The following is an 18154-nucleotide window of genomic DNA, read 5'->3' as shown; positions in this document are numbered from 1 at the left end:
CGCAGGAGCGACTACGACGGTGCCAGATGAGATGCTGGTCGGCATGTCCGTGAAGGTGCCGGTATACCAAGACATGCTTTGGCCGACGTTGCAGGCCGTGATTGCGCTGGGAGGATCGGCGTCCATCGAAGAATTGGACGCGGCGGTCATCGAGCGTGAGGCTTACCCGCGTGAGATGCAGGATGTACTACACGGCGATGGACCCACCACCGAGGTCAAGTACCGGCTTGCGTGGGCGCGGACGTACCTCAAGGGGATGGGCCTGCTCACGAACAGCAAACGTGCCGTGTGGAGCGTGACGGAACTCGGGAGGGCCACACCAGAGAGGAGTATCGAGCCCCTGCGCGCGGAGTACATCCAAAAGGTGCGGGACAACCGCACAAAGAAGCAGCAAACGGTCACGACGCCAGCGCAGGGTCGCGAAGCTACGCCCGCAGATGACCACGACAACGATGGTGGCGAGTGGCAGGAACAGCTGCTGGACGTGCTACTCGAAATGACTCCGGCAGGCTTCGAGAACTTGGCGAAGCGACTGCTTCGGGAGGAAGGCTTCTCAAGCGTCGTCGTGACGGGCAAGAGCGGCGACGGTGGTATCGACGGGATGGGCGTGCTCCAACTGTCGCTGCTCAGCTTCCCCGTCTACTTCCAGTGCAAGCGGTACAAGGGAAGCGTCGGCTCGTCGGCGGTCCGCGACTTCCGAGGCGCCATGGCAGGGCGCGGTGAGAAGGGATTGCTCATCACGACCGGTACATTCACCAAAGACGCTCAGGATGAGTCCAAGCGGGATGGTGCCCCGCCCATCGACCTTATCGACGGCGACCGCCTATGCCAGTTGCTGAAGGCGAACGCTCTGGGCGTCGAGACGCGCGAGAGAATAGTTGAGGATGTCATCGTTGACCCCGACTTCTTCGGGGCACTCGAACCTCGCTAGGCCATTGAGGACGAACATTGCAAGTTGCTGCGACACAGGTACGTGCCGTGGCTAAACCTGTTGTGCTTCAACGCAGTTTCTTACCGCCGATCAGGTAGGGTAGGGCGTAGTCCGGTCGTCGGAGGCGACGCGGCAACCCCCAAAGTTTGTGCCAAAGTGTTGCGCAGGGCGCACACAGCGGCGTTCGTCATGAGCCTGGTGGAGTGACGCCGGGAAACGTTATGTAACGCCAGGACAGCGACGTACAGGCCAGGGTGTAACGCCAGGGCGGCGACGTAAGCGCCGTGAACTCCGTTGGCTGGTGGCAGGGGTGGGAGGTGGCAGGGGTGGGAGCACATAACCCTTTCATGCCACCCAACCAGGGAGAACCATCATGACCACTCATTCAGGCGCACCCCGCACCGCCAAAACAGGCACCTACGAACCCCCCGCAGCTTCGCCTGGCGCCGATTTATGGTGCGGAACCGCGCATCGGTCGCGGCATCAGCAGCCAAGGCGACGTGCTCGGTTCATGGGGCATTCGAAGGTCACGATGACGCTGACGGTGTACGCGCACCTATTCGAAGACGACCACGCCGACGCGATGTCAGCGCTCGCTGCGATAGGCACGGCGACGACCGGGGGAACGTGTTGCGGCTGCAGGGTTAGTCTTCTCGTGGCTTAAACAGATCACGTCCGACCTGAATGAACTGGGTCAACCTGCGCTCGGTACTAACTCCGGTAGCGAACTTTCGTGTCATTTCGGGCCGCATCCAGAATTCCTTCACTACAGCCTCGACATCATCGCGAAATGGCATGTCGCGCCGGACATAGTATCCCATCCCGATTGCAAAGACTTCGAAGGAAGTGTTGAGAAACTGTCCGCTGAAAATCTGGCGATCAGGAATCCATCGCCGGAATGCATCTTCGCCGAGTTTCTCATTTATTGTCTGAAACACCGTTGAAAATACATTCTCGATCTCGTCTCTATTTAGTAATGGGTCTGACGCAAGAGCTAGAGACTGGTCATCCAGAAATTGAGAAAAATTGCGCAGGTCATTTTGGCGCAGGGGGGATCTGTTATGTAGGACCAAGAACCTAAGAACTAGTTCGATGTCGTACTGTTCTTTTAGTAAGCGTTCGGATGGCTGCACCGTATTAACAAAATCGGTGTTCTTTGCTAGCTTTTCTGTCCATTTCAAGAAGTCTGGATCGACGGCCACGAGCATTGCGCTCCTTAGCTCTTGAGGCGTCAGCATTGAACCGTAGCTGTTCAGCCGCTGAAAGAGATCGTACTTGGCGTCCGGTGAGGACTCCCTCTTGATAATCTGGACGTCGATGCGCGAGGACTTGATATCGAAGACCTGGGTGCTCGGCAGCTCCCGGCATTCTTCACCATCCTCGCGTGGATGATTCTGGAAGGGTGGCCAGACCCGGCCTTCCAGGTCTGGAAGATATTTTGTTCCTCGCAGGCGCAGTGGGTCCAGAGGCGAGCCGTCTTCCTTATTCAACAAACCCTGCAACTGCAAGAGTGTGCTCATCCTCTGCAAACCGTCGACAATTTCCCAACCCTTCTCCGTGGTGGCCACAAAAATTGATGGGATCGGTATGCCAAGGAGCATGCTTTCAATCAGCTTGGACTTCTGATCATCATCCCAGCGGAAGAACCTCTGAAACTCAGGTCGAATTATAAGCTCTTTATTCTCAAACATTGATGTCAACTCCCGAACGGACATTGCGAGTCTTTCCGAGGAAATCTCTCGTCTTCGGCTCTCAATCTGCTCAGCAAGATTATTGGGCGTATCTTTGGTTGGCTCCGACACGGCTATTGCCACCCTTCGAGTTCTGTAAGTTCTGCGGACAGACTCGATAAGTCGGGGAAGACCATTGACTCAGTGAATCCGATGAATTTGAGTTCGGTCCGAAGGGTCTCATGCTCTCCGGTGTATTCGTACTTCCTAAGGAGTCCTGCCCACTTGTCCTCAGTGTCTGCGATCGCTTCCATACTATCTTGAAGCTCGCCAGCCATCGTGAACGTGCCCCGTTGCGCAACGATGCGCGGACTATTGTGAACCCCGTATATGGCGACAGGATGCTTGGCTCGCCAACCTAGGTGGTTCTCTGACGTGACAGGCTGCCAGCGTTCACCGATTTCGTCTGCGATTGTCAAGATGTTGATCCCAGTTTCTTGGAGTTGCGGTACTTGTTGATTCCAACCAACGGGGTCGAGGGTCCAGATTGTGGGGCGAGGCAGAGACGGAGCGTTCTGCACGTCCGACAGGGGGCCGGGGGCCAAACTGGCGAAGTAGGCGGCAACCAAAAGGTTCTCAGACCAATCAAGGAGTCGAGTGGGCACGCCATGGTGCTGCATAGAGAAGAGATGCTCCCACGGCCCCTGCGGGTAGCCTGCAGCCCAGAATGGAAGGCTTCTTTCCCTGAATCGGGCAAGGAGCCGAGACTCGCGACGATAGATTTCCTTGTCGGTACGTGGGCCATCTCGCATCAGTTTCGGCACCAGATGGTACTCGTGGCTGCTGTGCCCCCTGAACCAGAGGCTCTTGCCGTCAGCCCGCTCAGCGAGCACGAGCTCTATTAGCTGATTGACGGATTGGAATTGAACCACCTCGACTACCACGGCTGGTTAGTTTATGGTCCCGGCCTGTCGGCGTGGTCTTCGACACGCGGCCCATACGCGGCCCCAAATGCGTCCGAACACCACCGAAGCCCCAATCAAATCGCTCTGAGCAGGGCTTTTGTCGGAGCCGATGACGGGAATCGAACCCGCGTATTCAGCTTGGGAAGCTGATGTTCTGCCATTGAACTACATCGGCGTGCGAGGTCTGCTCGCGAACGACAGCCTAGCAAACCCAGGCCCCGATGACGGTGACCGGCCGCGACGTCGCGGCTATCCTCGCGACCAGGCTCGCGTAGGCGCCCGGTGCGACACACCGCCTGCGACACACAGCTGCGACAGAGAAACGACGACGGGGAGACCACTCATGGAGTACCGCAACCGCACAGCACTCATCACCGGGGCCAGCGGAGGCATCGGCGAACAGTTTGCCCGCGCCCTCGCGGCGCGTGGTGCAGACCTGATCCTGGTCGCTCGCAGCGAAGACAAGCTGGTCGCGCTCGCCGACGAGTTGGCGTCGCGCCACGGCGTCCGCGCCGAGGTCATCCCCGCCGACCTTTCGATACCGGGCGCAGTCGACAAGGTTGTCGCCGACGCAGATGGCCGCGGGCTGCGCGTCGACGTCTTGATCAACAACGCGGGCTTCGGCACGTTCGGATACCTCGCCGACGCCGACCCGTCGCGCATCCGCGACGAGGTACAGCTCAACGTCGGCGCACTCACCGACTTCACCACGGTCTACATCAAGCGCATGGCCGAAGCGGGTACAGGGGCGATCGTGAATATCGCCAGTAATGCTGCGTTCCAACCGGTTCCGAGCATGGCGGTCTACGCGGCCACCAAGGCGTACGTGCTGTCGCTGAGCGAGGCGCTCTGGTCGGAGGGCAAGCGCAAGGGTGTCCACGTCCTCGCCGTCTGCCCCGGAGCCACTGACACCGAGTTCTTCGACGTTGCTGGCGACGGCTCGGCGATGAAGTCGCGGCGCACGACCGAGCAGGTCGTCGACACCGCGTTCAAGGCGCTCGAGGCCGGCAAGCCGAGCGTCGTCGACGGTCTCGTCAATCGCATCGGTGCGTACGGTGCACGGTTTGCTCCGCGTCGGCTCGTGCTGGCTATCGCCGAGCGTGCCGTGAGCTGAGCAAGTAATCCGTTACCGGCGCCAACCAGCGGCGGACGGAGTAAACCGATTGCCATGCGATCGAGATGGGTAATGCTGGCAGCGGCGTCGGTTCTCGTCCTCGCGGGCTGCGCCACGGACTCGGGCACCGCAACGACCACCAGTCAGCACAAATCGAGTGCCTCGGCGGTCACGGTGACGGTTACCGCGTCGACGCAGACGCCCACGGTCACGACCACCGCACCGCCGGAGACACCCACGGTCGCCCCGGTCAACGAGGGTGCCCAGTGCGGCCCGATCGGGGCCACCGCAGTATTCGCGGACGGCTCGACGGCCTACTGTTCTCGTCTCGCGGGTACCGATAACGCGGTGTGGTCCAGCGTTCAGGGTGTCGCACCCAATCCGAATCTGCCTGAGACCACCACCGCGGGGCCGTCGCTTGGCGACAACTGCATCGGCGCGGACATCGGCCGGACAGCCATTGACGTGAACGGCAACGCCATCATCTGCACCGACTATCAGTGGCAACTCAACACAGGTCAGACTCCCGAGCACAAGTGGGCCGACGACCAGCGGGCGTGGTCGGACTGCATCCAGACCAGGACAACCGAGGAGTGCCGCGCAGAGCTCAATTCCGGGGGTTGAGGCGCCCTGCGTCGCACGGTTCCGTCCCGATAACCCGGTGTGAGACCGCAGAACGCCGTCGTCGTACCTGCACCAGACACCGTCCGATACGCTCGCAGGCGTGCTGCTCTCCGATCGCGACATCCGCTCCGAGGTCTCCGACGGCAACCTGTCGATCGACCCGTTCGATCCTGCTCTCGTGCAGCCGTCGAGCGTCGACGTCCGGCTCGACAACCTGTTCCGGGTCTTCAACAACACCCGCTACACGCACATCGACCCCGCACAGCGGCAGGACGAGCTGACGACGCTCGTCGAACCCGCAGACGGAGAGCCGTTCGTGCTGCATCCGGGCGAGTTCGTCCTCGGCTCGACGCTGGAGATCTGCAGCCTGCCCGACTACCTGGCAGGCAGGCTGGAGGGCAAGTCGTCGCTCGGCAGGCTCGGACTGCTGACACATTCGACGGCGGGCTTCATCGATCCGGGTTTCTCCGGCCACATCACGCTCGAACTGTCAAACGTCGCCAACCTGCCGATCACGCTCTGGCCCGGCATGAAGATCGGGCAGCTCTGCCTGTTCAGGCTCAGCAGCCCGTCGGAAAACCCCTACGGCAGCGCCGCGGTCGGGTCGAAGTACCAGGGCCAACGCGGCCCGACGCCGTCGAAGGCGTATCTGAACTTCATCCGCGACGCCGACAAGTAACCGTCAGCTCGACTCCGCCAGGTGTGCGTAGGCGACGTGCACGAAGATGCGCAGATAGTCGAGCAGCGAGTCGTCGTCGGCGTAGAAATCCGGTGAGTGATTCGATGCCAAGCCGCGGCCGCCGGGCGTCGGAGTCAATCCCTTGCCGCTGACCTGAGCGTCCTGGACACCGTAGGTGAAGTAGGCGCCGCCGAAGTCGCGCACGAACACCGAGACGTCGTCGTATCCGAGCGCTCCGGGCACGTCGACCACACGCTCCTTGCCGATGACGTCGTCGATCACAGGTCGAATCCTGTTGACCCACTCCGGTGTATTGACCACGGGCGGAACATCCTGCAGATACTCGACGGTCGCGCTCGCGCCGTACGCCGCAGCGGTGTTCTCGGCGAGACGTCGGAGTTTGTCTTGTACCGCAGTCATATCGGCGCCATCGAGGCAGCGGATGGTGCCCCAGAGCGTCACTGTCTGGCCGATGATGTTGAAGCGTCCGACGTCGTCGACGTGTCCGAACGACACCGTGATTGCGTCGTTCGCGGGCACCTGCCGGTAGATCTGCGCGCTTCCGGAAATGATCTCGGCTGCAACGGGATACGGGTCGATTCCCATCCACGGTGTCGACCCGTGGACCTGTTTGCCCTCGACGGATATCTTGATCATGCACGACGCCGCGTACTGATTTCCCACGTGCACCCCGACCATCCCGATCGGCAGTGGCACGACGTGCATTCCGAAGACCATGGTTGGGGTGTGGTCGGTGAAGGCATTGTCGTCGACCATCGCCTGCGCGCCACCGCTCTCGCCGACGGGCGCTCCTTCTTCGGCCGGCTGAAAGATGAACATGACGTCGCCGGGCAACCGATCGCGTACCGAGGCCAACACATGCGCGGCAGCGAGAACCGTTGCCGTATGGCAATCGTGGCCGCACGCATGCGCAACGGGGAACGGGCCGCCCGGATAGTCCTTGTCGACGACGGTCGACGCGAAGTCGACCCCTGACGTCTCCTTGACGGGCAGTGCATCGATGTCTGCACGCAACGCTGCCAAGCGCTTGCCGCCGCTTCCACTGTCGCCCCCGCCGCGCAGGATGGCCACCACGCCGGTGCCCGCGATACCGCTGCGGATTTCGTCGATGCCCGCGTCGCGTAGACGTTCGACGATGAACTCCGCGGTGTGATGCTCGCGATTGGAGAGCTCGGGATGAGAATGCAGGTGGTGTCGCCAGGCGACGAGGTCGTCGAAGACATCGCGTGCTGCGGAATCGAGGGCGGAAGCGATCGTCGAGGAGGTCACATAATCGAGTGTGCCCGCGAACCCGGTCCGGCGGTGCCGAATTCGCCGGTGATGTCGGTATTCTCTTGCCGAATCCGACGAGGCGTTGTCCTGTGATTCGCCTGCCGGGTCACCTCGATTCGACTGCCGTTAAACACCTGAACACGACGTTCACACGCGCGCCTGCGACTGGTCATGTGCTCGTAGCAAGTTGGCAGATCGGCCCACGTAGTCACTTCAGGTATGAAGCTGACAGTGATCGGGTGTGGATACCTGGGGGCGACACACGCAGCGTGTATGGCCGAACTCGGGCACGACGTGCTCGGCGTCGACGTCAATCCGGAGAAGGTGGCTCGCCTGTCGTCGGGCGAGGTGCCGTTCTTCGAACCAGGACTCGGAGACATTCTGCGCCGCAACATCTCTGCGGGGAGGCTCTCGTTCACCACGGAGGCTGACGCCGCTGCCGCACACGGTGCGGTGCACTTCATCGGGGTGGGTACACCGCAGCGGGCGCGTGGGCATGCGGCCGACACGTCGTATGTCGAAGGTGCGGTGGACGCACTGGTGCCACATCTGCGTGGTGACCACCTGATCGTCGGCAAATCGACTGTCCCAGTGGGCACCGCAGCGTCGCTGGCTCGACGGATCAGCACGTTGGCGGCACCAGACGCCACTGTTGACCTCGCGTGGAACCCCGAGTTCTTACGCGAAGGCTACGCCGTTGAGGACACGCTTCGTCCCGATCGGCTGGTTATCGGCACCGATCCGGATTCCGACGCGCGGGTCGCGCGTGCGGTGCTGCGTGACGTGTACCGCGAGATCATCGACACCGGACTTCCGGTCATCGAAACCGACTGGTCCACAGCGGAGTTGGTGAAGGTATCGGCCAATGCCTTTCTCGCGACGAAGATCTCGTTCATAAACGCGATCAGCGAACTCTGCGAGATCGTCGGCGCTGATGTCTCGACGCTCGCCGACGCGATCGGTCACGACAAGCGGATCGGGCGCCGATTCCTCAACGCGGGCCTGGGATTCGGCGGCGGATGTCTCCCCAAGGACATTCGGGCTTTCGAGGCACGCGCCGAAGAACTAGGGGCGCATGGAGCTCTCCGATTCCTGCGCGAGGTTGACACGATCAACATGCGACGACGCTCCGCCATGGTCGACCTCATCGCACAGGTATGTCCGCGAGAGTTGTTGGGCGCCAACATCGCGGTGCTCGGCGCGGCCTTCAAGCCAGAAAGCGACGACGTGCGCGATTCCCCCGCGCTGAGTGTCGCAGGACAATTGGCACTACGCGGGGCGTCGGTCACGGTATTCGACCCGAAGGCCAACGCCAACTCTCAACGGATGTATCCGATGCTCGGCTATGCCGATTCGGCCGCAGAGGCCGCCCAGGACGCCGACGTCGTCGCAATCGCCACCGAATGGGCGCAGTTCGTGCACATGGCGCCATCGGAACTCGATCCAGTCGTGCGTTCACGCGTTATCGTCGACGGTCGTCGCTGTTTGGACCCACAGTCGTGGCGGCGAGCAGGCTGGTCGTACGCCGCGCTCGGTGGCGCGGTTGCGACTCCGGAGAACGCGTTCGACGCAGATCAGCGTGCTTCGGCCGGTCTCGGCCGCGGGTCCTTCGAAGGTGCGACACAAGTGGCGCACCGCTGACGTCATGCTAGGTTGAACACTCAGAAGTGCGGGGGAGTGGTCGAACGAGCGCGGCACGGGTGAACGAACACAGGTTTACCGGGCCCGACTCACGAGAATGCGCGTGGGGTTTCTCGATGACGGGGACTACCGAACTATGGACAACGGGGCGATCCCGAACGGGGTGATCGAAGACGGGCGGGTTATCGACGCGTCCGTGATCAGTCGTGTCTCCGACCACCTCCGACGCCGCCACTCGACGCTCGTCGACTCTTTCGCTGTGGTGAGCGTCGCCGAGGACGGTGTCGATGTGACGCTCGTCGACGTCGAATCCGGTGCGGCCGTCGTACGCAGACGCGCCGCAGGCACAAGTGGAGCCGAACTCGACGCCCTCATCTCCGACCACCTCGTGCGCGCGGGCCGCGTCGACGCCCCCGACTCCGACGAGTGGACAGCGGAACTGCACCTCCTGAGTCACAAGGGCCGATACCGCCTCGCCGAGTCCGACGGCACGTTCATCATGGGCGAGAAGCACGTCCGACTGTTCCGTGTCACACGACGCGACGTCGCACAGTCGACACTCGCCCGCGCCGAGAACGTGCCCGACGCTGTCGCGCAGTGCGCGGAATCGACGGGTCGTCAGGTCAGCGCGATGGTCTTCGATTCGACGCACACCGTGTGGCCAGGACTCCCGGAATTGCTCGCTCCGGTCGCCGACGTCCCGATCGTCGTTCTCGACGACGTGACACTGGCGATGCCCGACGTTGCCGCCGTGCAGGGGCCAGCCGCGGTACGGGGGCCAGAACCAGTGGCCGAGACCACCGATCACGTCGAGGTCCACCGCGAGCCGGTCGCGCACGTGGGTGCAGACCCCGTCGCGGAGCCCGAGGGTGCCCCCGTCGCGGGAATCCGTGGCGACTCCGTTGTAGAAGCCGGCCATGCACAGCTGCCACTCGACCCGCCACTCGCTCCGCCGCTGCGGTCCGTCGACAACGAGTTCGATGTGACGGATCGGATCGAGCCCGTCAGGCTCGCGTACTCAGATCCGTCGACGCCCGCGTATCTGCACTCCGTGGGTGTTGGGCGAAACACCGAAAACTACTTTCCGGCAGACGACTTCGTTCCGATATCCCCCAGAATCGAACCTCGCGAGCAAGAAGCCGCAGCGGTTGATGCGGCAGCGGTTGACAAGACACCGTCGCGCGGTCGAAAGAAGATCCTGATCGGTGCCGGCGCAGTCGGCGTAGTCGGAGTTGCCTTGGCTGCCACCGCACTTGGGCTCAGTGGTGGTTCCGCATCGCCATCGGCGTCGAACCCGGTCACCACGACGCACAGTTCGACGACAACGCAACTGTACGCAGATCTCGCCGACCTCAACGAGGCTCGCGCACCCGCTGCTGCCTACGTGCCTCCACCCCCGCCGCCGCCGCGAACCGAGGAGTCGCAGCGCGCCGAACAACCGCGCCCGCGCAGCAATCCTCGGCCGAAACCCAAACCGCGAGCGGTCATTCCGCTACCCGGAGGGTTACCCCCGATCGTCGTTCCCTGACCGCTTTCGTCCCTTGGCGGTCGAGCTCTGGCGTTCGCCCCGTATGTCGAGCGGATCCTGGTCGACGGAGTCGTCGGCGATGGCGAGATAGTCGTCGAGCTGACGAGCCATGTCGCGATCGAGCGCGCGGTCGAGAGCATTGTGCGCGATCGTCGACCCCGCTCGTCTGAATTCGACGAGAAGGTCACGCACCCAATCTGCCTCGGCAGCGGTCTGCGGTATCCAACCGTCCTTGTATTCTTCGGCGATCGTCCCGCGTCCGGCCGAGATGAGTGCCTCCGCAACCGAATCCATCTGTGTACTGAGGTTCTCATGTACGGAGAGAATCGAATTCAGTGTCAGGCCACGCCGCACGAGGCGGGCATATGCATCGATCGTGTCTTGGTCGAGCACCGTGAATGACGTTGGGGGATCTGCTGTCCCCTCCGGCTTGATCAATCCGAGGTCGGTCAATCGCGTGAAGTACGCGGGGTTGCTGTTGTTGAGTAACTCGCGCAGTTCGTCGGCGCTCACCGAGGTCTTCGTCGTGTTCCCCCACGGGGCGGCGACCACTTCGCGCAGCCCGAGGACGTCGGCGAGGTCGTCGCCGCGCTGGATTCCGGTGAGGAATTCGCCGATATGGCGGATGGTGAATCCACGGCGGAGCAGATCGTTGATCACCCTGAGGCGATCGAGGTGAAGGTCGGTGTAGATCGCAATGCGCCCGCGGCGCAGGGGCCTCGGCAACAGTCCACGATCCTGATATCCGCGGACGTTGCGTGTGGTGGTCCCGGCCACCCGCGCCAGATCATCGATCCGGTACTCGTTGGTGGCCTTGTCATCGCTGCTCATCGCGCTCATTCTCGCATCACGCGCTCAGGCCGCGGAGCACCACGGCCAAGACGTGCTCGTAGTTCACGACGGGATCGATCGTCGGGGGATGGGTACCTGCGAGTTCCAAGGCCACCGCACCGTGAACGCAGCTCCACACCTGCATCGTCGCCTGATGGGGATCGTCCTTCACGAGTAGTCCCGCGTTCTGGCCGTACCTGATGTGTTCGGTCAGCACCGAGAAGGCGTGTTCGGCGACGTCGGAGTCGGGGTGGTGCTCGCGCGAGAACATCAGCGAGTACGCGACCGGGTAGCGCAGCGCGAACTCCCGGTACGCCCTGCCGCTGTGCGCCAACCTCTCTCGGGCGTCGTCGTCTGTCACGTCGATCATGCGCGCGAACTCGACGAAGGCGTCGTTGACCAACGCGTCGAGTAACCCCTCCTTGCCGTCGAAGTGGTTGTAGACCCCCATGGGTGCTACGCCGGCGTCGGTCGCGACCACGCGCACGGTGAGGCCGGCGACACCGTCTCGTTCCAGAATTCGACGCCCCGACGCGATGAGGTTCGTGCGTACCTCGGTCGCCGGGGTACGACGCGTACTTCGTGTGGGAGCCATATTGACAACCTACTAGAACAGTGTTCTTCTAGAAAAGAACGACGTTCTATAACAGTAGAACGACAATCTACTCGGAGGGTTTTCGCATGCGTTCTCGCTGGTTGGCGCTGTGTGCGCTGTGTTTGGCTGAGCTCTTGGTGATGGTCGACAACACGATCGTCAACGTCGCGTTGCCGACCATGTCGCGTGATCTCGGGGCTGGAATCTCGGGATTGCAGTGGATCGTCGACGCCTACACGCTGGTCTTCGCCGGGCTGCTTCTCACCGGTGGTTACCTCGGCGACCGGTTCGGGCACCGTCGGATGCTCCTGGTGGGTATCGCGGGCTTTGCAGGGGTGTCGGCCCTCGCCGCCTCGGCGAACACGTTGGGTCAACTGATTGCTGCGCGTGCCGGCCTGGGAGTGTTCGCGGCGCTGGTGTTTCCCGCGACCCTCGGACTGATCGTCGCGATCTTCCCGGAAGGGAAGCAACGTGCCACGGCGGTCGGCATCTGGGGTGCGACGTCGGGAATCGCCGTGGCGATCGGGCCGGTGCTCGGAGGGTGGCTGCTCGAGCACTACTCGTGGGCATCGGTGTTCTGGGTCGGACTACCCATTGCGGCGGTGACCGCGATCGCTGTGCTCGCGGTGGTACCGGGCACGCGACCGGAATCGGTGTCGCGGTTCGACGTCGTCGGACTGGTGCTGTCGGTCATCGGACTCGGCCTGCTGACCTACTCGGTGATCGAAGGTCCTCATCACGGGTGGACCGATGCACGAACCATCGTGGGAATCGTTGTGGCGATTGCGGTTATCGGACTCTTCGTCTGGCGTGAACTCGTGGTGGCGCACCCGATCCTCGACGTCGCGCTGTTCGCCAATCGCAGGTTTGCGACCGCAGCGGGAATGGTGGCGGTCGCGTTCTTCTCGCTGTTCGGATTCATCTTCCTGATCACCCAGTTCTTCCAGGCTGTGAAGGGATATGGACCGTTCGAAGCAGGCCTGCGCACACTGCCTTTCGCGATCGTGACCGCGGTGTGCTCGCCGGTTGCCATGGCGCTGGCGCATCGGTTCGGGCCCCGCTGGGTGGTGACCTCGGGAGCTGTCCTGATGTCGGCAGGCTTTGCGCTGGTGGAGATCTCGTCACGGATGTCTGGTTACTGGGAACTCATCATCTGGTCGATGGCGCTGATGGCGGCGGGCCTCGCCGCGATCACGGGTCCGTGTACGCACGTGATCATGAGCTCGCTGCGACCGGAGCAGGCGGGTGCCGGTAGCGCCGTCAACGACACGACGCGTGAGATCGGTGGAACACTGGGCGTGGCCGTGCTCGGCTCGGTGCTCACCTCGGTGTATGCCTCTTCCGTATCGGAAAGGATTGGCGCACTGGGACTTCCGCGCGAGATTGCCGCGATAGCCGAACAGTCGGTGATGGGCGGAGCGGAGGTCGCCGCCCGCGCCCCTGAGTCGATCTCCAGCCCTATGACCATCGCCGTGCAGGAGGTCTTCGTCGACGGGCTGCACAGCGCGGTCTGGGTGGCGGTTGCGGTGACCGCCGTGGCTGCCGTTGCCGCTGCGGTTCTACTGCGCGGTGAAAGTCACTCGCGTGGCGCCGAACTCACGTCGGATGCGCACTCAGAGGTCGACGGTCAGGTGATCGCCACCGGCGCGTGAGACGCAGGTGAGGATGGAGCCCGCTGCACGCTCCGGCTCGGTCAGGATGTTGTCGCGGTGGTCGATTGCCCCCGACAACGTCCTGATCTTGCATGTGCCACAGAATCCCTGGCGGCATGAATACGGGACCGACGGAACCTCTTTGCGGAGCGCGCTCAGCAAGGTCTCGTCTGCCGCGACGTCGATCTGCTGTCCGGTCGAGTCGATTGTCACGGTGAACGGACGACCGTTCTCCACCGGCGGCGGACTGAAACGCTCGTAGTGCAGTTCGATGTCGGGGCGGTCGTGTAGATGGCGCCGCAACGACTCCAACATCGGTACCGGGCCGCAGCAATAGACTGCGAGACCCGATGGGGCCCTTCCGGTCTGCGGGTCGATCGGTCCGAGCAATTCCTCCATGCTCGGCAGGCCGTGCTCGTCGTCGGTGCGGATGGTGATCTTGTCGCCGAATCGCGCGACCTCGTCGCGGAACGGGATCGAGTCCATACTGCGACCGGTGTAGATCATCGACCAGTCGAGACCGAGGCGCTCGGCGGCCGCCAGCATGGGCAGGATCGGCGTGATGCCGATGCCCGCAGCGACGAACCGGAGTGAGCGGGCTTGCGATCCGTAGCCGGGCAATGCGATCGGAAAGGCGTTGCGCGGACCCTTGATCTGAACGGTGTCGCCGACGTGCAGGGTGTCGTGCACCTCGACCGAACCGCCTCCGCCATCGGGGATGCGCCGCACGGCGATTCGGTAGGTCTTCCTATCGGCGGGATCGCCGCAGAGGGAGTACTCGCGCATCCTGCCCGACGGCAGCAGGAGGTCGAGATGCGCTCCGGCGTGCCACCTTTCGAGAAGCTGATCGTCGAGTCCTGCGAAGGTCAGTGCGACGACGTTCTCGTCCTGCGCGACGACCTCTCGTCCCACGATGCGCAGCGTCGTGACACCGTCGTACTCAGCGGTCGACCGCAGTGGCGAGAACGGACGCCAGAACGGCAGCCACGTCTTGGACAGCACGGTGCCGAAGGTCATCAGGGGATCATGGCGCCATCGTCCGTAGAGATGTGGCGGCACCGAGGTCATTTCGGTGGTGTGCGGGTGTGCCCGTTGATTCATGGTCTGTTCGGTTCCGTGTGTACTCAGGAGGCGTTTCGTGCTGCGGGCGAGGACGCCAGGTAGGCGACAGCCTGTGCGGTCGAACCGATTTCGGTTGGATGAAAACCTGGCCTGAAGTAGCTCGCCGTCGCGAAGAGCACACTGCGGATCGTCGGGAGAACGCCTGCCCGCACGCCGCGCGCGTAGTGATACTGGCGGTAGAAGTAGTTGTTGTGCTTGATCGCCGGATCCTGATGGGTGATGAAGCGGAAACCGCGAAAGAGTAGGAGCAGCAGGGTGGGCAGTGCGATCAGCATCGCCCGGCCGCGCCGAAGGTAGCTGTCACCGAAGTAGACCGCGACGTCGTGTGCGACGGCTCGGTGCTCGACCTCCTCGGCTCCGTGCCAGGTGAACAGGTCCGACATCGTCGGATCGGCCCCGACTTCGGTCCAGGTGTTGTTGAGCGCGAAATCGCCGAGGATCGCGGTGTAGTGCTCGATCGCGGCGATCAGCCACAGTCGTTCGATGAGGTGCTTCTGCTTGGCCTCCACGCTGCCCTTCTCCAGGGGGCCCAACACCTTTCGGAACACCCACTCCATCTGGCGGCAGTACGGCCGAGGGTCGATTCCGTGATGGTCGAGGAACTCCCAGAGCACGTGGTCGTGCGCCTCGGCGTGCATGGCTTCCTGGCCGATGAAGCCGCGCATCGTTGCGGCCAGCTCCTCGTCACGAACCAGGGGGAGTGCTTCGTTGTAGGTCTGGACAAACCAGCGCTCTCCCTCGGGGAGAAGCAGATTGAGCACGCTGATGAAGTCGGACGCGATCGGATGACCCGGAATCCAGTGCAGCGGAACGTCGCTCCAGTCGAACGTCACGTTGCGCGCGTGAAGCTCGACGTCGCCGGGATCGGTGTCGTTGTCCTGAGGTGGGACTGCATGTGGTGTGGATGCGTGTGGTGCGAATGTGTGCGCTGAGGTGGTGTCCACCTTCTCGGCGTGTGCGTGCACGGTAGAAACTCCTTCGCGATGGCAGGTCAGCGGATAGCGGCGCGGTCGGGGGTGGTCGCGGTGGATGTTCGGGCGGCGATGCGTCGTACGAAGTCGCGGATCGAGTCGGCGACGTAGCCGGGATTGGTCGTCGGGGCCCAGTGGGTGGTCGGTGACTCGAGACGGGTGAGATCGGGGGCGAATCGGTTCGTGTTGCGCAGCAGGTGTGTTCGCACCGCGAAGTCGCGGGTGTTGACCATCTCCAGCACGGGAACGTTGGTCGTTCGCGGGTTGGGTTTGCCGACCTTGCGCACCATGTTGGCTCGGTAATAGCGCGCGCCGGAACGCATGTCGCGCCGCAGCGACGGCGCGACGACGATCTGCTCGGGGGGCGTACCGTCCATGAGTCGCAGGAAACGTCGCCATGCGCCGGGCGAGCCGAGCGTCGCGGAGATCAGCGTCGGACCAAATGGCAGGTGCAGCAGCACGATGTACGTCGAGAAGAAGGACTGCAGGAGGGTGTCGAGCGCTCGACGCGGCGTCGGATGAGAGATGTTCTCGCGCAGGAGCACTCCCACGTGGTCCAGGCACGGGCCGGAGATGCTGGTGTACGACGCGAAGTGATCGGCGGCGTCCGGGCGGGACATAGCCTCCCACGACTGAATGGAACCCCAGTCATGCGCGACAACATGGACGGGCGCGTCGGGGCTCACGGCATTGGCGACGGCGTACAGGTCGTCCGCGAGCGTTTCGATGCGATACGCCGACACCCCACGCGGGTTGTCGCTGACTCCGAGTCCGCGGGTGTCGTACGCGACGACCCGGACGTCGTCGGAAAGACGTTCCGCAACCTCGGTCCACACCTCATGCGTATCCGGCCATCCGTGCACGAACAGCACCGTCGGACGCTCGGCGTTTTCGGGAGTAACTGGGCCGGCGGGGTTGCCGGCTCCCGAGACGGCGGATGTGTCACCGGCAGGATCGTCGAACTCGAAAGTCGCGAGCCGTACGCCGTCGACGTCGATGAGTCGTTTGACCCACTGCTTCATACGTCACCCCTTCGGTACCGTGATCTGGTTAACGTAACCGAGCGTCACAGCTATGTCCAGAGATGGTGACAACGAAGAGTGTCACATAACGTGCAGGCGGGGATCAGCGAATCGCGCAGAAGGTGCTGCGCCGCAGGTCATCGGGGGTAATTCGGCCGGTGAACTACTGGCGATACGACGACAGGAAGTTGCCGATCCGTTCGACGGCGTCCTTGAGATCGCGCGACCAGGGGAGTGTGACGATGCGGAAGTGGTTCTGATCGTCGAGGTTGAACCCGCTGCCCTGCACGACCAGGATCTTCTCCTGCAGCAGCAGGTCCTGGACGAAGAGCTCGTCGTTGTGGATCTCGTAGACCTCGGGATCGAGACGCGGGAACGCGTAGAGCGCGCCCTTGGGCTTGACGCAACTGACGCCGGGGATCTCGTTGAGCTTCTCCCACGTGACGTTGCGCTGCTCGTAGAGGCGTCCACCGGGCGCGACGAGCGCCTCGATGCTCTGGTAGCCGCCAAGGGCCACCTGAATCGCGTGCTGGCCCGGAACGTTCGCGCACAGGCGCGTCGACGCCAGGATGCCAAGGCCCTCGATGAAGCCCTTGGCGTGGTCCTTGGGGCCGGTGAGCACAACCCAGCCAGCCCGGTAGCCACAGACGCGGTACGCCTTCGAGAGCCCGTTGAACGTCAGGCAGAACAGGTCGGGGGCGAGCGACGCGATGTTGATGTGCTCAGCGTCGTCGTAGAGGATCTTGTCGTAGATCTCGTCGGCGAGGATGAGCAGTGAGTTGCGTCGGGCGACGTCGACGAGTTGCTCGAGCACCTCCCGCGAGTAGACGGCGCCCGTGGGGTTGTTGGGGTTGATGACGACGATCGCCTTGGTGCGGTCGGTGATCTTCGACTCGATATCGGCGATGTCGGGGTTCCAGTCGTTGTCCTCGTCGCAGCGATAGTGCACGGCTGTGCCGCCGGAGAGGGCCGTCATGGCCGTCCAGAGGGGATAGTCGGGCGCGGGGATCAGCACCTCGTCGCCGTTGTTGAGCAGCGCCTGCATCGTCATCGTGATGAGCTCGGAGACACCGTTGCCGAGGATCACGTCGTCGACGTCGAAGTACGGGAAGTCGGGGAGGAGCTCGTAGCGGGTGACCACGGCGCGTCGTGCCGAGAGCACACCCGCCGACTCCGAGTACCCCTGCGAGTACGGCAGCGCGTGGATCATGTCGCGCATGATCACGTCTGGGGCCTCGAAGCCGAACAGCGCCGGGTTGCCGATGTTCAGCTTCATGATCCGATGGCCCTCGGCCTCGAGTCGCGCCGCATGCGCGTGCACCGGCCCACGGATCTCATAGCAGACGTTCTGCAGCTTCTCGGACTGCTCCAACGGCTTGAGGTTCTGGTTCAGGTGCGATACATACGGCCTACTCACGGGTTCAATTGTCTCAGCCGCAGGCAAATCGATTTTTTCGGGCTGTCGGAAATGCAGAAACACGCGCCTCTGACACCTGCGAGCGATACTTCACTCGCA

Annotated in this window: 16 protein-coding genes and 1 tRNA gene; 7 read left to right on the top strand and 10 right to left on the bottom strand. The window is 63.0% G+C overall.

Annotated features, from left to right (window positions below; translation table 11 throughout):
• Positions 1-31 precede the first annotated feature (31 nt).
• Positions 32-931, top strand: a complete 900-nt coding sequence (locus tag A5785_RS09515; RefSeq protein WP_064866114.1) for a restriction endonuclease — start codon at positions 32-34, stop codon at positions 929-931.
• A gap of 644 nt (positions 932-1575) precedes the next feature.
• On the opposite strand, the gene A5785_RS09510 is transcribed toward A5785_RS09515, so the two are convergent.
• The 3 genes from A5785_RS09510 to A5785_RS09500 form a co-directional block, all read right to left on the bottom strand.
• Entirely contained in the window at positions 1576-2745 is a 1170-nt protein-coding gene (locus A5785_RS09510) for a DUF262 domain-containing protein (protein WP_156525580.1), read from the bottom strand.
• Positions 2736-3494 (bottom strand): FRG domain-containing protein, encoded by a 759-nt coding sequence (locus A5785_RS24005; RefSeq protein ID WP_442902844.1) that lies wholly within the window; start codon positions 3492-3494, stop codon positions 2736-2738. The genes A5785_RS09510 and A5785_RS24005 overlap by 10 nt, the downstream gene beginning before the upstream one ends.
• Before the next feature lie 176 nt (positions 3495-3670).
• A tRNA-Gly gene (locus A5785_RS09500) sits at positions 3671-3741 on the bottom strand.
• A gap of 168 nt (positions 3742-3909) precedes the next feature.
• Here A5785_RS09500 and A5785_RS09495 point away from each other — a divergent pair.
• The 3 genes from A5785_RS09495 to dcd all read left to right on the top strand — a co-directional run bounded on the left by A5785_RS09495 (position 3910) and on the right by dcd (position 5983).
• Positions 3910-4680: an SDR family NAD(P)-dependent oxidoreductase gene (locus tag A5785_RS09495; RefSeq protein ID WP_064866108.1), complete on the top strand. Its 771-nt coding sequence runs from the start codon at positions 3910-3912 to the stop codon at positions 4678-4680.
• 54 nt (positions 4681-4734) lie between these two features.
• Positions 4735-5304 (top strand): hypothetical protein, encoded by a 570-nt coding sequence (locus A5785_RS23255; protein WP_156525501.1) that lies wholly within the window; start codon positions 4735-4737, stop codon positions 5302-5304.
• A 100-nt stretch (positions 5305-5404) separates the two neighbouring features.
• A complete protein-coding gene (gene dcd, locus A5785_RS09485; protein ID WP_049700414.1) occupies positions 5405-5983 on the top strand; it encodes a dCTP deaminase in 579 nt (192 codons plus the stop codon).
• Between the two features lie 3 nt (positions 5984-5986).
• Here dcd and A5785_RS09480 read toward each other — a convergent pair whose 3' ends face one another.
• Positions 5987-7273 (bottom strand): M20 metallopeptidase family protein, encoded by a 1287-nt coding sequence (locus A5785_RS09480; protein ID WP_064866106.1) that lies wholly within the window; start codon positions 7271-7273, stop codon positions 5987-5989.
• 222 nt (positions 7274-7495) lie between these two features.
• Between A5785_RS09480 and A5785_RS09475 the strand changes: the two genes are divergently transcribed.
• Positions 7496-8917, top strand: a complete 1422-nt coding sequence (locus tag A5785_RS09475) for a UDP-glucose dehydrogenase family protein (protein ID WP_064866104.1) — start codon at positions 7496-7498, stop codon at positions 8915-8917.
• A 136-nt stretch (positions 8918-9053) separates the two neighbouring features.
• Positions 9054-10445: a hypothetical protein gene (locus A5785_RS09470; protein ID WP_231895459.1), complete on the top strand. Its 1392-nt coding sequence runs from the start codon at positions 9054-9056 to the stop codon at positions 10443-10445.
• Here the strand turns inward: A5785_RS09470 and A5785_RS09465 are convergent.
• Positions 10422-11276, bottom strand: a complete 855-nt coding sequence (locus tag A5785_RS09465) for a MerR family transcriptional regulator (protein WP_049700486.1) — start codon at positions 11274-11276, stop codon at positions 10422-10424. The genes A5785_RS09470 and A5785_RS09465 overlap by 24 nt on opposite strands.
• Positions 11277-11292: 16 nt before the next feature.
• A complete protein-coding gene (locus A5785_RS09460; RefSeq protein WP_064866103.1) occupies positions 11293-11871 on the bottom strand; it encodes a TetR/AcrR family transcriptional regulator in 579 nt (192 codons plus the stop codon).
• An 86-nt stretch (positions 11872-11957) separates the two neighbouring features.
• Between A5785_RS09460 and A5785_RS09455 the strand changes: the two genes are divergently transcribed.
• Positions 11958-13523, top strand: a complete 1566-nt coding sequence (locus A5785_RS09455) for a DHA2 family efflux MFS transporter permease subunit (RefSeq protein WP_064866101.1) — start codon at positions 11958-11960, stop codon at positions 13521-13523.
• Here the strand turns inward: A5785_RS09455 and A5785_RS09450 are convergent.
• From A5785_RS09450 to A5785_RS09435, 4 genes are all read right to left on the bottom strand, one after another.
• Positions 13485-14624: a PDR/VanB family oxidoreductase gene (locus tag A5785_RS09450; protein ID WP_064866099.1), complete on the bottom strand. Its 1140-nt coding sequence runs from the start codon at positions 14622-14624 to the stop codon at positions 13485-13487. The two genes, A5785_RS09455 and A5785_RS09450, sit on opposite strands and share 39 nt — an antisense overlap.
• Positions 14625-14647: 23 nt before the next feature.
• Entirely contained in the window at positions 14648-15610 is a 963-nt protein-coding gene (locus tag A5785_RS09445; RefSeq protein ID WP_064866097.1) for a metal-dependent hydrolase, read from the bottom strand.
• A gap of 26 nt (positions 15611-15636) precedes the next feature.
• Positions 15637-16638 carry an alpha/beta fold hydrolase gene (locus A5785_RS09440; protein WP_064866095.1) on the bottom strand — a complete coding sequence of 334 codons (1002 nt, stop codon included), beginning with the start codon at positions 16636-16638 and terminating at the stop codon, positions 15637-15639.
• A gap of 163 nt (positions 16639-16801) precedes the next feature.
• The gene (locus tag A5785_RS09435; protein WP_064866093.1) at positions 16802-18055 is read right to left on the bottom strand and encodes a pyridoxal phosphate-dependent aminotransferase; all 1254 of its coding nucleotides are present in this window, start codon (positions 18053-18055) and stop codon (positions 16802-16804) included.
• Positions 18056-18154: the final 99 nt, after the last annotated feature.

This window comes from Gordonia sp. 852002-50395_SCH5434458, assembly GCF_001665905.1.
GTDB lineage: Bacteria > Actinomycetota > Actinomycetes > Mycobacteriales > Mycobacteriaceae > Gordonia > Gordonia jacobaea.
Note: the sequence above shows the minus strand (reverse complement) of the source record. Positions and strands in the feature narration are given on the sequence as shown.